Origin of the sequence: Xanthomonas sp. BRIP62415 (assembly GCF_003993515.1) — a bacterium.
Lineage (GTDB): Bacteria > Pseudomonadota > Gammaproteobacteria > Xanthomonadales > Xanthomonadaceae > Xanthomonas > Xanthomonas euroxanthea.
In genome coordinates, this window is record NZ_QEZH01000026.1 from 1 (window position 1) to 12,911 (window position 12,911).

A 12,911-nucleotide genomic window follows, 5' to 3' on the forward strand; every position below is an offset into this window, starting at 1 on the left:
GGCGCGTAGCGTGCCGGGGCCTTGCGGGGAGGCGTCCGGGTCGGGCAGGAGCATCGGTGGCAGCTTGGTGCGGTCGGGCTCCACAACGACCCACTGCACCCGCTTGGGCGGCGTGGGGCGAGTCCGTGTGCGGGTGGGCCGTGCGCTGGCAGATGCCGTGGGTGGGCGGCGGCGTGTCATGGCGCCTCCCGGTGGTGGATGGTGGATGCGGCAACGCGCTGCTGCAACGCCACGGCCCTGCGTGCGAACCGGAGGCGCGAGGTGTGCGGTAACACACCGAGCTGGCGACTCAGCGGACGCGCGGTATGGTCTTTCGCCTGCTCAATAGCTGTGCGTGCGTCGAGCCTGCGCAGCACATCGCCCATATCCCACCGCAGGCGGTGAGCGGAAGCTGGCAACAGATCAACCGGCACAGATGCCGGTATGGATAGTGCGGTAGACATGGCAACGCCCTCCTGGAACAAACCAAGAACCGCCGCCAACGGCGACGGGATGTCGGGAGGTTCGAAACCGCTAGTAGCCGGCGGGCGTATTCCCCTTGCGGGTGTTGTATTAGCCGCCCTCCCGACGCAGGCATTGCGCCGGCTTGTCCCTGCAGGATGCAGGCACAAAAAACCCACCGGTTTGACGGAGGTGGGTACCGCTACTAGAGGAGTTTCGACGCTCCTTGGGACTAGATTGCAAGTACACGGTCCGGCGTGTCAATACACGGTGGCGCGTCTCGCGCGGCTGTGTGCGCCTGGCGCAGTTCCATACGGGCCACGCAAGCCGAGCACCGTCGCCTGATTAAGTGCACCTGACCCCATTACGCACACATTGCCAACAAGGTCGGCAACCGCGACGGCGTGATGCGGTCGGAAAGCGCAATGCGCAATTGACCGTGAAAGCCATTGGCGGCTGCCTTTACACTGTCGCGGGCCTGCTGCAAAGCGGTGAAGACGCGGGGCACATGCTCCATAAACAAGATGCCCGCCCGCGTCAGGCGCGTGCTGCGACTGGTGCGAATGAACAACCGTTCGCCCAGTTCTTCTTCCAACTCTTTGATATTCCGAGACAGCGGCGACTGCTCCATGTGCAGCCGTTCGGCCGCACGGGCAAAGTGAAGTTCTTCGGCTACGGCCAGGAAGCAACGAAGATGCCGGAGTTCCATCGCACACCTTCCCTGTCAGTTTGCCGACCGCTGCATTGTTGCCAGCATCAGCATTAGCAAAAGGAATCTGGTCGTTGTAGTGGACATGCGAGGCATGTCCGCAGCGCTGTGGCGCAACGGCACGCAATGGCTCTCGTCCTTCCATGTGAATGGTGCGGCAGCGGAACCCCCGCGGATGCAGGGTGACGTACCACGGCGATTCTCAGAACGAGTAGTAGCGCATACCGCCATCCACAGTGGTTACCGAGCCAGTCATATAGCGCGCACGCGTGGAAACCAGGAATGTTGCCACGTTGGCCACATCCTGCGGCTCGCCGAAGTCGCCCAGCGAGATGTGGGCCTGCGCGTACTCCCGTCGAGCATCACCGGGGAACAGCCGACGGATCTGGGCGGTGTCGAGCAGGCCAGGCTGCAACGAGTTCACGGTGACTCCGTGCTTGCCCAGTTGGCTGGACAGGCCCTTGGACCAGACTGCCATGGCTGCCTTCGCCACGGAGCCGGCATTGACCACAGGGGCCTCGTAGGTACCTGTAATGTTCAGAATGGAACCCCGCTCGCGCTCGACGAACTGCGGAATCAGGTGCTGCGTTAGTTGGCGGTGACGGTCGAAATTGAGCGTCATCGTCTCCTCCCAGACCGAGTCCTCACCGACCATGTCGATCGGCCGGCTTCCGCCTGCGTTGTTGATGAGGATGTCGACGTAACCCAGAACACCAAGGGCTTGATCAGCGATCTTCTTGGGAGCATCCGCCGCCATGAAGTCCTGAATGAATGTGTCGATTGGCGCCAAACCTTGCGCTGCGGCGTCGCAGACTAGGCTGGCCAACAGCTCCTCATTGCGCGCAGTGCCGAATACCTTGACGCCTTCGCGGGCCAGTTCCAAGGCGATTGCGCGGCCAAGACCTTGGCTCGCACCCGTGACGACGGCAGTCTTACCTTTCAGTTGCAGATCCATAATGCTCTCCAGGTGGTTTAAGAATGATGGTCAGTGGAGGGACTAGTCGGGCGCATCCTCTCTACAATCGGCGTCGCGATCGCGCATGCCCCGATGAGAATGCCGGCGCCAAAGCACGCAATGGCGATACCGCCGTGGCTAATAGCCCAGCCGCCCAAGAGCGCTCCCAGGCCGATCCCCGCATTGGCAGCCGAAATGTTGAGCGTGCCGGCCAACGCCTTCCCTGCCGTGGCCGCGTTCATGACGCGGATCTGAGACAACGGGAATAGCGCGGTGTGGGCAACACCCCAGACTGCCAAGGCTGCGATGAACGGAATCAGGTGTTCAGCAATAACGGCAGCCGATACCGCGCCGACAGCCAGAAGCACACAGAACAGCACACTGGCTTGCACCGCATACTTGTCTACCAAGCGCCCGGCGACATAGTTGCCAACCAGGCCAACGGCTCCGAAGCCCATCAACCACCAACCGACATTGGCAGAAGGAATGCCGGCAACGCTTTCAAGCATGTCTGCTAGATAGGTATAGGCGGCGAACATGGCAGTGAAGATGGCCAAGGACAAGATCAGATTGGCCAGGAAGAAACTGCTCTTGAGAATCGAAACCTGAGTCAACAGGCTTTGATCGGGACCTGCCGGTACCTTCGGCATCACAGCAAGCAGGATCGGAACCATCCCTAGGGATATCGCTGCCAGCACCCAAAAGGTGCCACGCCAACCTACGGCGTCACCCAGCACCGTCCCAAGAGGAATACCGAAGAGAAGTGCTGCGGTCACACCGAAGTAAACTTGTGCCACGGCCTTACCAGCCTTCTCCTTGCGCACGATCTGTCCTGCGGCGTCGCTACCTATTCCCCAAAATACCGGCACAAGCGCTGCCGGAATCAGACGAGCCACCATAAGCGTCCAGTAGTTAGGCGACAGCGCGGCAGCGGCGTTGCATACCGCAAATGCCACCAATATCCAGACGAACAACTGGCGGCGCTCATAGCGGGATAAGCAAGCCGTCATGAATGGGCCTGCGAGGGCAATCGTGAATGCGAAGATCGTCACCAACTGTCCGGCCATCGAAATGGAGATACCAAGATCCTTCGACAGCGCAGGTATCAAGCCGACGATGATGAATTCGGTGGTGACTATCACGAAGGCAGCCAAGGACAAAACGCCGATCGCCCAACCACTGGCCGTGCTGGAAATGGCAAGGTTGTTAGGCCTGTTGGTTGGAACTTCAGCAGACTCGTTCGACATTGCGGCTCACCCCAAAAAATATCAATTTACATAGTAAATCTGCAAAAAACAGGCACAATCCACCTAAAATGACTGGCTGTATAACGAATTTCGTTTGAATGAACTTCAAAGATCTCGAAGTGTTTGTTGCCGTCGTCGCTGCTGGCGGCTTGGCCGCCGCGGGGCGGCGCTTGGGAATGAGCGCGATGGCCGCCTCACGGGCACTAGCGGCTCTAGAAACCGAGCTAGGCACCCGCTTGGTGCATCGGACGACGCGATCAATTTCACTGACGCCAGAAGGCGAAGCCTTCCTTCCCCACGCCCGAGCCATCCTTGACCTGGGTGAAACTGCCCGTACCAGCGTCACGACCGACCCAGACGTTGCATCTGGGACATTAAAGGTGACCTGCCCTCATGTATTTGGCCGCGCTGTGATGGTGCCGCTGCTTGGCGTGCTACAGGAGGAACAACCACGCTTGCGCGTGGAGCTAGGCCTGAGCGATGACATCATCGACATTGTTGAGCAAGGCATTGACGTCGCCATCCGCCTGGCGCACCCAAAGGACTCGCGCTTGGTGGGCCGGAAGCTCTCAGACAACCCTCGCGCCCTCTATGCCACACCTGCGTACTTGGACAAGCATGGGATACCTAAGTCTCTCAGCGACCTTTCCCATCACAACGGGCTTCATTCAACAGCCATGACGGCCTGGCCATTCATGGCCGGCGATGAACTGCGCATGCTCCCAATCCGTGGACGCTTTGCTTGTAGTAGTGCGGAAGGCGTGAAAGAGGCCTGCCTGCAAGGGATGGGCTTGGCGATGTTGAGTTATTGGGATGTGGAGCCAGAAATTGAGTCGGGTCGCCTACGTGCGGTGCCAATCGCTAATGCCATTGCCCAGAACCTGCCAATCTGGGCACTCATTCCCACCTCAAAGAACGTACCCACACGTGTTCGCATGCTGATCGAAGCATTGCAGAAGCGTTTGGAAAGCGGTGCATAGAAGAGGCCGGAACTTTTTCTCGATTTGATAGGGGTATGAGGCTATGAAACAACGGTTCCAGGTTCACTTCCACTGCAGCCCGGCCGCCGCCGAACCATCGCGCCCATACCGCCACGCGGCAGGCATGGGCGCAACACGTTGCACCTAGAACTTGTAGGTCAGCCCGAGGTACGCCAGCCGGCCTGCGTAGCCGCCGGTGTAGAAGCGCGCGCGGGTGTCCTCGCCCAGGTGCGAGCGGGACTCCTGCTTGGTCAGGTTCAGTACCGAGGCGGTGAGGCTGAGAGCCGGGGTGATGTTGTAGGCCGCGTTGACATCGATCTGGTAGTACGGCTCTTCAAAGACGTTCAACCCGTTGACCAGGCCCTGCACCAGCTCACCGCGACGGTTGTACGAGGCGCGCAGCAGCAGGCTGTCGGTCTCGTAGAACACGGTGAGGTTGGTCTGGTTCCTGGCGCTGCCCGGCATGGCGGTCTCGCCGGCCTCGGTGCCGTCTTCCAGCCGCACTGCCGCCTTGCTGGCATCGTTGTAGGTGTAGTTGAACTGCACACCAAGGCCAAACGGCAGCGTGTGCTGCGCGTACAGCTCCACACCCTGCGACACCGCGTCCTGGCCGCCGGCCTGGGTGCTGTAGTTCTGCACGGTGACCGGTTGCCCGTCGACCATCATGTTGACGTCGCTGATCACGTCGACCGCGAAGTTCTCCACGTTCTTGCGGAACAGCCCCACACCCGCCACCGAACCCGGGAGAAAATACCATTCCAGCCCCAGGTCGAACTGGTTGGCCTTGTACGGCTCCAGGTTCTTGTTGCTGCCCGAGCCGTACCAGCCCTGCTCGCTGGCACCGCCGGTCAGGCGCCGGTCGGCCACGTACTCGGGACTGTAAAACTCCAGGCTGCCAGGCGCGGCGATGTCGTTGTAGCTTGGGCGTGCGATCACCTTGGCGGCTGCCGCGCGCAGCAACAGGTTCTCGGTCAGGTCATAGGCCAGGTTGAAACTCGGCAGCACGTCGGTGTAGTTGCGGTCCAGCCCGCTGACCACGAACGACTCGGTGCGTTGCACGCTGTCGGCCAAGCGCCAGTAGCCTTCGGTGCCGCAATAGGTGTCGGCCGGGGCACCGCCGGGCATGGCGGCGCCCTGCTGGCAGGCCAGCGGATTGCCGTCGGCACCGTCGAAGAAGTAGTCGTTGTAGGCGCTCACCTTGTCGGTGGACTCGGCACGCTGGCCGGTACGCGCCACCCGCACGCCGACGTTGCCACGCAGCCGCTCGGTGTGGAAGTTGAGCTGCAGGTAGCTGGAATAGATCTCTTCGTCCACGTTGTAGACAAAGTTGTTTTCGTTGCGGGTCTGCATCGCGCCGTAGGTTTGGTTCAAATAGCCGATGTAGCCCGGGAAGTTGATCGCCGGGAACGCGCTGGCGTTGACGCCGCCGGCCAGGTTGTCCTGCGCGAACAGCAGCCCCGGGGAGAACTGCGTGGCGATGGCATTGCAGCGCCCGTTCCAGTAGCGGTTGTCGTAGTCGCTCGGGTCGGTGCCCGGGCACACCCAGTAGTTGTTGCCGGTGCTGCGGTGGATGCCGCCGTCGCGACGTTTGATGCCGAACTGCAGCGAGTCGAAGACCTCGCCGTCGAAATGCCAGGTGGTATCGATCTGCGCGTACTGCTGCTGGTTGGTGTTGCGGGTCCAGGACGAGCCGGTCGAGCCCAGGTCGACCTGCAGGATGCCGTCGCGCAGGTTCTGCATCAGCTCCGGCGAGAACGTCATGGACGGCGTGCCGGTCAGGTCCCAGGCGCTGGCGAAGTTGGCGTTGGTCCAGCTGCCGTCGGCGTTCTGCAGGCGCGGCTTGATCGGCAGGGAAAACTGCAGCTCCGGCCCGCCCTTGGCCCAGGTGCGGCCGGCCTTGAACGCCACGTCCACCTGCTCGCCACGCCATTCGCCGCCCAGGTCCACGGTCTGCGACAGCGATTTTTCGATGTTGTAGCTGCCGGTGATCTGCGGCGTGGGCACCGTGCAGTCGTCCGAGCCCCAGCCGCCCGGCGGCAGGCCGGCCGCAGCGGCCTGCGCCTCGTTGCAGTAGTAGGTCTTGCCCGGGCGCAGGCTGTAGGCGGCGCCAGTGACGATGGTGCCGCTGGGATCGAACTGCAGCCGGTCGAGCAGACGGCCGCCGCGCCAGTTGCCGTCGCCGTTGTAACGGGCGATGTTCCACTCGGGAATCTTGATGGTATTGGTCTGCGAGTCCTGCGACAGGTCGAAGCGGAAGTAGTTCGCGGTCAGCGTCAGGTCGTCGGTCGGCTTGAACTGCAAGGTCAGTTGCCCGCCCTTGCGCTCGCGCTCCTCGCGTTTGGCGCCCAGGCTCACCGCCGTCGGCATCATGAAACCGGTGGCGTAATCGCCGTCCTGGTTCCAGAAACCGGTCCCGCCCCACCAGTTGGCGTTGAAGTCCGAGGGATTTCCGTTCACGTCGACCGCCGGGCCGCCTTCGTCGCGCCCGTACCATTGCCAGCTCTCGGTACTGGCATCGAGTGTACGTGCGGTGCGCTTCTGCTGCGTGTAGCCGACGAAGACGCCGAAGCGGTTGTCCTTGTCGTGCCACGAATACGAACCGGAGAACTGGCCGTCGGTCTTCTTGCTGGTATCGGACCAGGTGCCCTCGGCAGAGACGAAGCCGGAGTTTGGCTCCAGTTCCAGCGGGCGCCGCGTCTGCAGGATCACCGTGCCGCCGATGCCGCCTTCGTCGATGCGCGCTTCCGGGGTCTTGTACAGCTCCGCGCTGCCCAGCAGGTTCGACGGCAGCAGCGTGTAGTTGAACGAGCGCGTGGGGTCGCCGTTGGACTCGGCGGTGGCGATGTAGTTGCCGTTCAATTCGGTCAGCACCAGCTCCGAGGACAGGCCGCGCACACTGACGTTCTTGCCCTCGCCGCCGTCGCGGCTGATGACCACGCCGGGCACGCGCTGCAGCGCATCGGCCACGTTCTTGTCGGGGAACTTGCCCACGTCCTCGGCGGTGATCACATCGACCACGGCGTTGGCGTTGCGCTTCTGCTCCAGGCTTTTTTCGATCGCGTAGCGGTAGCCGGTCACCGTCACTGCGTCCAGGTCCGTGGCCTGCACCTCGGCCTGGCCCGTGGGCGCCGGCGTGCCGTTGGCCTGCTGGGCGGCGGCGGTGGAGGCGACACTCGCGAACAAGGCGATGGCGATACCGGCGGACAGCGTGCTGCGGTGGCGTGCGAATGGCATGCAGTTCATTTCGGTCATGCTCTCCCAAAGGTGATTGGCTTCGGCGGATTTCTGTCGATCCAGCGATCGGCCAAGAACGCTGCGCGAAGTGACACAAAAACGATCTGTCGCCATTGCGGCAACCTGCCCCCTCCTCTTGCGTCCGCTTCCACGCAGATGCGATTAGATCGTTCTAATGCCGTGGAAAGCTAAGTAGCACAGCCCAAGCGGCAGCGCATTCTGCCGCGCAACAGACCCGCGGCGTTGCGAGGCATCCACGATGGGCGGCCGGCCTGCCACGCGTGCACGCGGCATGGCACAGCCGACCGCGTCGCGGCTGCAGCAGCGTGATCGCTGCAAACGACACAGCCTCGCCCGCAACCGGACGCAAGCGGTTTACCGAAGCGCCAGCACACACCTTGTTCAAAACCGAGCTCAGCAAGAGACTGGATGGAGCTGAGGGCATCGCCCACCACACGCCGCGTGGCGGCCATCGCCATCGCCAACGCGGTCGCCACACCGAACATGCGCGCGCCTGTTGCCTGCGTGCACGCGCAAGGGCCACGGGCCTGCTGCGGCATTGATGACACGCCCTGGTCGGAAGCGCATGCGCCGATGACCTGGCAACCCTGCATCGACGCCAGCGTGGAAGCGGCCCATGCCGCAAAACGACAACTTTCTGGCGCTCTCGACCATCTGCTCTATCAAGTCCGCCGCGCTCGCGCCGATATCGCTCCCATGGACAGACTCAGCATTATCGGACTGGTGCTCGCGATCGTGGCGATCGTGGGCGGCAGCGTGTTGAAAGGCGCCGGCATTTCGTCGCTGTGGTCGCCGGCTGCCTTCGTGATCGTGATCGTCGGCACCGTGGCGGCGATCCTGCTGCACACCTCGCCGGCGGTTTTCCGGCGCGCCTTCAAGATCCTGCGCTGGGTGATCCAGCCGCCGGCCAGCGACCGCCCGCAGTTGCTGGCGCGCATCGTCGAGTGGAGCAACATCGCCCGCCGCCAGGGCCTGCTGGGCCTGGAAGACCAGCTGCCGCGCCAGGACGACGCGTTCCTGCGCAAGGGCCTGCAGATGCTGGTCGATGGCGTGGAGCCCGAATCCATGCGGCATATGCTCGAGATCGAAATGGACAACCAGGAGCGGCAGGACCTTGCCGCGGCCAAGGTGTTCGAAGGCATGGGCATCTACGCGCCCACGCTGGGCATCATCGGTGCGGTGCTCGGGCTGATGGCGGTGATGAAGAACCTGGCCGACCCGGCCATGCTCGGCCATGGCATCGCCGCGGCCTTCACCGCCACCATCTACGGCATCGCCTCGGCCAACCTGCTGTTCCTGCCGGTCGCCGCCAAGCTCAAGAGCGTCATCCATTGCAGCACCAACGAGCGCGAAATGGCGATCGAAGGCTTGATCGCGATCGCCCAGGGCGAGAACCCGCGCAACATCGAGTCGAAACTGGCAGGCTACTTGCATTAGTCCCGTCATGGCCCGCCGTCGCAAACACCACGAAGACCATGGCAACCACGAAGCGTGGGCGATTCCGTATGCCGATCTGATGACGCTGCTGCTGGCGTTCTTCGTGGTGATGTACGCAATCTCCTCGCTCAACGAGGGCAAGTACAAGGTCATGGCGCAGGCGCTGACCACCGCCTTCGGTGGCGCGTCCACCGCCGCCAGCCCGGTGCAGGTCGGCAGGACCCAGACCCTGGGTGCCGATTACGACCGCCCGTCGGTGATCAAGGCCGGCGCGCCGATGGCCGCGTCCAGAGGACCGACCGACCCCACCCTGCTGCCGTCGATGGCCGCGCAGATGCGCATGCCGGTGTCGCTGCGCAACCAGGCGCAGCTGGCGCGTGCGCAGCGGCAGATGGACGCGGTGGCCCAGCAGTTGGGCAAGACGCTGGCACCGCTGATCGACCAGAAACTCATCACCATCCGCCGCAACGATCTGTGGATCGAGGTGGAGATCAACAGCGACATCCTGTTCGGTACCGGCTCGGCGGCATTGGCCGGCAGCGCCCGCGGCACCCTGTCGGCGCTGGCCGCGGTGCTGTGCGATGCGCCCAACGGCGTGCGCGTGGAGGGCTATACCGACAACCAGCCGATCGCCACCGCGCAGTTTCCCTCCAACTGGGAGCTGTCGGCCGCGCGCGCCGCCAGCGTGGTGCACCTGTTTGCCGACGACGGCATCGCCCCGCAGCGATTGGCGATGGTGGGCTATGGAGAATTCCGCGCACGTGCCGATAACAGCACTGAGGCGGGACGGAATGCGAACCGGCGTGTGGTGTTGATCATCCTCGCTGACTCGGCTGGCTCACTCGCACCCGATCCGCCATCGCAGCTGCATGCGACCGCCGCCGGGGCGCCCAAGCTTCCCAAGTCTGACGGCGGCCAAACGGCCGTCACCACCGAAAGCGGCACAAGTTCCGTTCCCGCCGTAGTTCAAGGAGTGCAGTGAGATGCGTATCTGGGCAATCGCCAACCAGAAGGGCGGCGTCGGCAAGACCACCACGACGCTGGCATTGGGTCGTGGCCTGGCCGCGCTCGGCCACCGGGTATTGTTGATCGACCTCGATCCGCACTCCTCACTCACCCGCGCGTTCGATGTGGCGATCGACCCGCCGCCGCGCGGGGTGCTGGACCTGTTCGGCACCCCGCCGAGCGACCTGGCCAGCCTGGCCCACGAAAGCGCCATCCCCGGCCTGTCCTATGTCTGCGCGCAAGCCGCATTGGCCACGCTGGAACGCCGCAGCGCCAACCAGCCCGGCCTGGGCCTGGCCCTGCAGAACGCGATGACCCGGCATGCCGGCCAGCACGACTACATCCTGCTCGACTGCCCACCCACGCTCGGCCTGCTGATGATCAACGCGCTGGCCGCCTGCGACCGCGTGGTGGTGCCGACCCAGGCCGAGCCGCTGGCGCTGCATGGCCTGGCCAGCATGGTGCGTACCGCCGACATGGTGCAGCGTTCGCGTCGCCGCGCGCTGCCGGTGTCGATCCTGCCGACCCTGTTCGACCGCCGCACCCGCGCCGGCACCGAGACGCTCAAGGAGATGCAGGACACCTACGGCGCCGTCGTCTGGGAAGACGCAGTGCCGGTGGATACCCGAATCTGCAATGCCGCCGCGTTGACCGTCCCCGCCACCGGCGGCGACTACCAGGGCCGCGGCCTGTCCGCCTATCGCCGTGCGCTGGAATGGGTGCTGGCCGATGACGCGGTGCGTATGGAGCAAGCCGCATGAGCAACCACACCGCCAACGGTGAGCTGGACGATTATCTGGAAGGCCTGCTGCACGATGCCGGCGTCGAGCCCACTGCCCCGGCTGCCACTGCCACCGTCGCGGCGGCACCGGCAACTGCCGAGGCAGACCTCACGCTGGCCGAAGCGCCGGTGCAGGCCGACGCGGCCCCCGAAGCCGCCGCTGTCTCCGAAGCGGCCACTTCCAACGCGATCTCCGCGGTGCTCAGCGCCGATGCGATCGCCGCCGATTTCCTTGCCGAAATGGATGCCGACCCGGCCTTCGGCCCGCCGGTGGTCGCCGCGCCCAGCGCCGCAGACATCGCCGCCGATTTCCTCGCCGAAATGGACGCCGACCCGGCGTTCGGCCCGCCGGTGGTCGCCGCGCCCAGCGCCGCAGACATCGCTGCCGATTTCCTCGCCGAAATGGATGCCGACCCGGCCTTCGGCCCGCCGGTGGTTGCCGCGCCCAGCGCTGCAGATATCGCTGCCGATTTCCTCGCCGAAATGGATGCCGACCCGGCGTTCGGCCCGCCGGTGGTCGCCGCGCCCAGCGCTGCAGACATCGCTGCCGATTTCCTCGCCGAAATGGACGCCGACCCGGCGTTCGCCACGGCGGCGCCCAGCCCGTTCATGAGCACCGCCGACCTGATGGCCGAGATGGACGCAGACCCGGCCTTCGCCAGCGCTGCCTCCGGCGCGGACCTGCTGGCCGCCGATCTGCTGTCGGAGATGGATGCCGACCCGGCCTTTGCCGATGCCGCACCCGCCGCGCCGGCACCTGCGCGGCCTGCGCCGGCACCGATGCAGGCACCGCACCGCGCGCCGCCGTCGCCGATCTATCCGCAAGGCCTGCAGGCACTGCTGGCCCCCGGCCAGGCCGAGCACATCCAGGCCGAGCGGCGCGCGGCCGAACGCAGCACGCGCTGGCTGCGCCTGCGCTGCGGCGAACAGACCTATGCGCTGGAATTGCTCAAGGTGCAGGAGGTGGTACTGCCGGTGCCGCTGCTGCCACTGCGCGGCACCGCCAGCGCGATGCTCGGCATCATGAACCTGCGTGGCCAGGTGGTGCCGGTGATCGACCTGGGCATGCATCTGGGCTCGGCGCCGATCAACATGGATCTGCAGACGCGCGTGGTGGTGCTGGAGGAAAACGGCGAGACCATGGGCCTGCGCGTGTCGGCGGTGGAAGACGTCACCAGCCTGACCGATCAGCAGATCGAACCACCGGACAACGCACGCCTGTGCCGCATTTCCAACAACCTGTTCCGCGGCGTCGCGCGGCTGGGCCATCAGCCGATGATCCTGCTCGATGCCAGCCATTTGCTGCATTGATCCGGCATGCAGCTGACGCGCACCTGCACGCGCAACGATTCACCGTTAAAGCTTTCCCGCCGCCCGCCGTTAGTACGCATAGAACCATCCGTTCGGAGCAACAATGAGCACAGTGACATTGGGTGAGGATCTCGGCATCGAGACCAGCGCCGACCTCAAGCAGAAGCTTGCCGCGTTCCTGGCCCAGGACGGCGAGGTGGTGCTCAATGCCGGCGACGTCCGGCGTATCCATACCGCCAGCGTGCAGTTGCTCTGTGCCTTTGTGCAGACCCGCCGCCAGGCGGGGTTGCATACCGAATTCGATGGCTGCAACGACACTTTTAGAGATGCGGCCCGTCTGCTCGGCGTCACCGACGCGCTCGGACTTTCCGCATCCAATGACAACCTGAAATCTGTGGAGAACGCCGCATGAGCGCACGTATCTTGGTGGTGGACGATTCGGCGTCAATGCGCCAGATGGTCTCTTTCGCCCTCACCTCTGCCGGCTTTGCCGTCGAAGAAGCCGAGGACGGCGCCGTGGCGCTGGGCCGCGCGAAGGGCCAACGCTTCAACGCGGTGGTGACCGACGTGAACATGCCCAACATGGACGGCATCTCGCTGATCCGTGAGCTGCGCCAGCTGCCGGACTACAAGTTCACCCCGATGCTGATGCTCACCACCGAGTCGGCGGCCGACAAGAAGTCCGAAGGCAAGGCCGCCGGTGCCACCGGCTGGCTGGTCAAGCCGTTCAACCCGGAACAGCTGATCGCCACCGTCCAGAAAGTTCTGGGTTAATTCCACTTGCCTCACC

General features: G+C 64.2%; 11 protein-coding genes and 2 pseudogenes. 7 read left to right on the forward strand and 6 right to left on the reverse strand.

What is annotated here, in order from left to right; genetic code table 11:
- The 5 genes and pseudogenes from EO141_RS12350 to EO141_RS12375 form a co-directional block, all read right to left on the reverse strand.
- Window positions 1-180 (reverse strand): annotated as a pseudogene (locus tag EO141_RS12350) (hypothetical protein); the annotation flags it as partial.
- The gene (locus EO141_RS21715; RefSeq protein WP_241236662.1) at window positions 177-443 is read right to left on the reverse strand and encodes a hypothetical protein; all 267 of its coding nucleotides are present in this window, start codon (window positions 441-443) and stop codon (window positions 177-179) included. The pseudogene EO141_RS12350 and the gene EO141_RS21715, both read right to left, overlap by 4 nt.
- Before the next feature lie 368 nt (window positions 444-811).
- Window positions 812-1,150: pseudogene (locus EO141_RS21865) on the reverse strand (LysR family transcriptional regulator); the annotation flags it as partial.
- 202 nt (window positions 1,151-1,352) lie between these two features.
- Window positions 1,353-2,105 carry an SDR family oxidoreductase gene (locus tag EO141_RS12370; protein WP_127169343.1) on the reverse strand — a complete coding sequence of 251 codons (753 nt, stop codon included), beginning with the start codon at window positions 2,103-2,105 and terminating at the stop codon, window positions 1,353-1,355.
- Between the two features lie 17 nt (window positions 2,106-2,122).
- Complete coding sequence (locus EO141_RS12375; protein ID WP_127169344.1) at window positions 2,123-3,352, reverse strand: MFS transporter; 1,230 nt, start codon at window positions 3,350-3,352, stop codon at window positions 2,123-2,125.
- Window positions 3,353-3,450: 98 nt separating this feature from the next.
- On the opposite strand from EO141_RS12375, the gene EO141_RS12380 reads away from it, so the two are divergent.
- Entirely contained in the window at window positions 3,451-4,332 is an 882-nt protein-coding gene (locus tag EO141_RS12380; RefSeq protein WP_119132027.1) for a substrate binding domain-containing protein, read from the forward strand.
- 144 nt (window positions 4,333-4,476) lie between these two features.
- Here the strand turns inward: EO141_RS12380 and EO141_RS12385 are convergent, their stop codons facing one another.
- Entirely contained in the window at window positions 4,477-7,629 is a 3,153-nt protein-coding gene (locus EO141_RS12385) for a TonB-dependent receptor (RefSeq protein ID WP_206514801.1), read from the reverse strand.
- A 654-nt stretch (window positions 7,630-8,283) separates the two neighbouring features.
- On the opposite strand from EO141_RS12385, the gene EO141_RS12395 reads away from it, so the two are divergent.
- From EO141_RS12395 to EO141_RS12420, 6 genes are all read left to right on the forward strand, one after another.
- A complete protein-coding gene (locus EO141_RS12395; protein ID WP_026064871.1) occupies window positions 8,284-9,024 on the forward strand; it encodes a flagellar motor protein in 741 nt (246 codons plus the stop codon).
- A 7-nt stretch (window positions 9,025-9,031) separates the two neighbouring features.
- Window positions 9,032-10,006 (forward strand): flagellar motor protein MotD, encoded by a 975-nt coding sequence (gene motD, locus EO141_RS12400; protein WP_127169345.1) that lies wholly within the window; start codon window positions 9,032-9,034, stop codon window positions 10,004-10,006.
- A 1-nt stretch (window position 10,007) separates the two neighbouring features.
- The gene (locus tag EO141_RS12405; protein WP_127169346.1) at window positions 10,008-10,790 is read left to right on the forward strand and encodes a ParA family protein; all 783 of its coding nucleotides are present in this window, start codon (window positions 10,008-10,010) and stop codon (window positions 10,788-10,790) included.
- On the forward strand, window positions 10,787-12,121 hold the full coding sequence (locus tag EO141_RS12410) for a chemotaxis protein CheW (RefSeq protein ID WP_127169347.1): 1,335 nt from the start codon (window positions 10,787-10,789) through the stop codon (window positions 12,119-12,121). The genes EO141_RS12405 and EO141_RS12410 overlap by 4 nt, the downstream gene beginning before the upstream one ends.
- Window positions 12,122-12,224: 103 nt before the next feature.
- Complete coding sequence (locus EO141_RS12415) at window positions 12,225-12,533, forward strand: STAS domain-containing protein (RefSeq protein ID WP_026064926.1); 309 nt, start codon at window positions 12,225-12,227, stop codon at window positions 12,531-12,533.
- Window positions 12,530-12,895: a response regulator gene (locus EO141_RS12420; RefSeq protein ID WP_002806565.1), complete on the forward strand. Its 366-nt coding sequence runs from the start codon at window positions 12,530-12,532 to the stop codon at window positions 12,893-12,895. Before EO141_RS12415 ends, EO141_RS12420 begins: the two co-directional genes overlap by 4 nt.
- Window positions 12,896-12,911 lie beyond the last annotated feature (16 nt).

What these genes read in the sequence shown, in the direction of transcription:
- EO141_RS21715 (WP_241236662.1), bottom strand. Translation starts at nt 443, where the DNA reads ATGTCTACCGCACTATCCATACCGGCATCTGTGCCGGTTGATCTGTTG.
- EO141_RS12370 (WP_127169343.1), bottom strand. Translation starts at nt 2,105, where the DNA reads ATGGATCTGCAACTGAAAGGTAAGACTGCCGTCGTCACGGGTGCGAGC.
- EO141_RS12375 (WP_127169344.1), bottom strand. Translation starts at nt 3,352, where the DNA reads ATGTCGAACGAGTCTGCTGAAGTTCCAACCAACAGGCCTAACAACCTT.
- EO141_RS12380 (WP_119132027.1), top strand. Translation starts at nt 3,451, where the DNA reads ATGAACTTCAAAGATCTCGAAGTGTTTGTTGCCGTCGTCGCTGCTGGC.
- EO141_RS12395 (WP_026064871.1), top strand. Translation starts at nt 8,284, where the DNA reads ATGGACAGACTCAGCATTATCGGACTGGTGCTCGCGATCGTGGCGATC.
- motD (WP_127169345.1), top strand. Translation starts at nt 9,032, where the DNA reads ATGGCCCGCCGTCGCAAACACCACGAAGACCATGGCAACCACGAAGCG.
- EO141_RS12405 (WP_127169346.1), top strand. Translation starts at nt 10,008, where the DNA reads ATGCGTATCTGGGCAATCGCCAACCAGAAGGGCGGCGTCGGCAAGACC.
- EO141_RS12410 (WP_127169347.1), top strand. Translation starts at nt 10,787, where the DNA reads ATGAGCAACCACACCGCCAACGGTGAGCTGGACGATTATCTGGAAGGC.
- EO141_RS12415 (WP_026064926.1), top strand. Translation starts at nt 12,225, where the DNA reads ATGAGCACAGTGACATTGGGTGAGGATCTCGGCATCGAGACCAGCGCC.
- EO141_RS12420 (WP_002806565.1), top strand. Translation starts at nt 12,530, where the DNA reads ATGAGCGCACGTATCTTGGTGGTGGACGATTCGGCGTCAATGCGCCAG.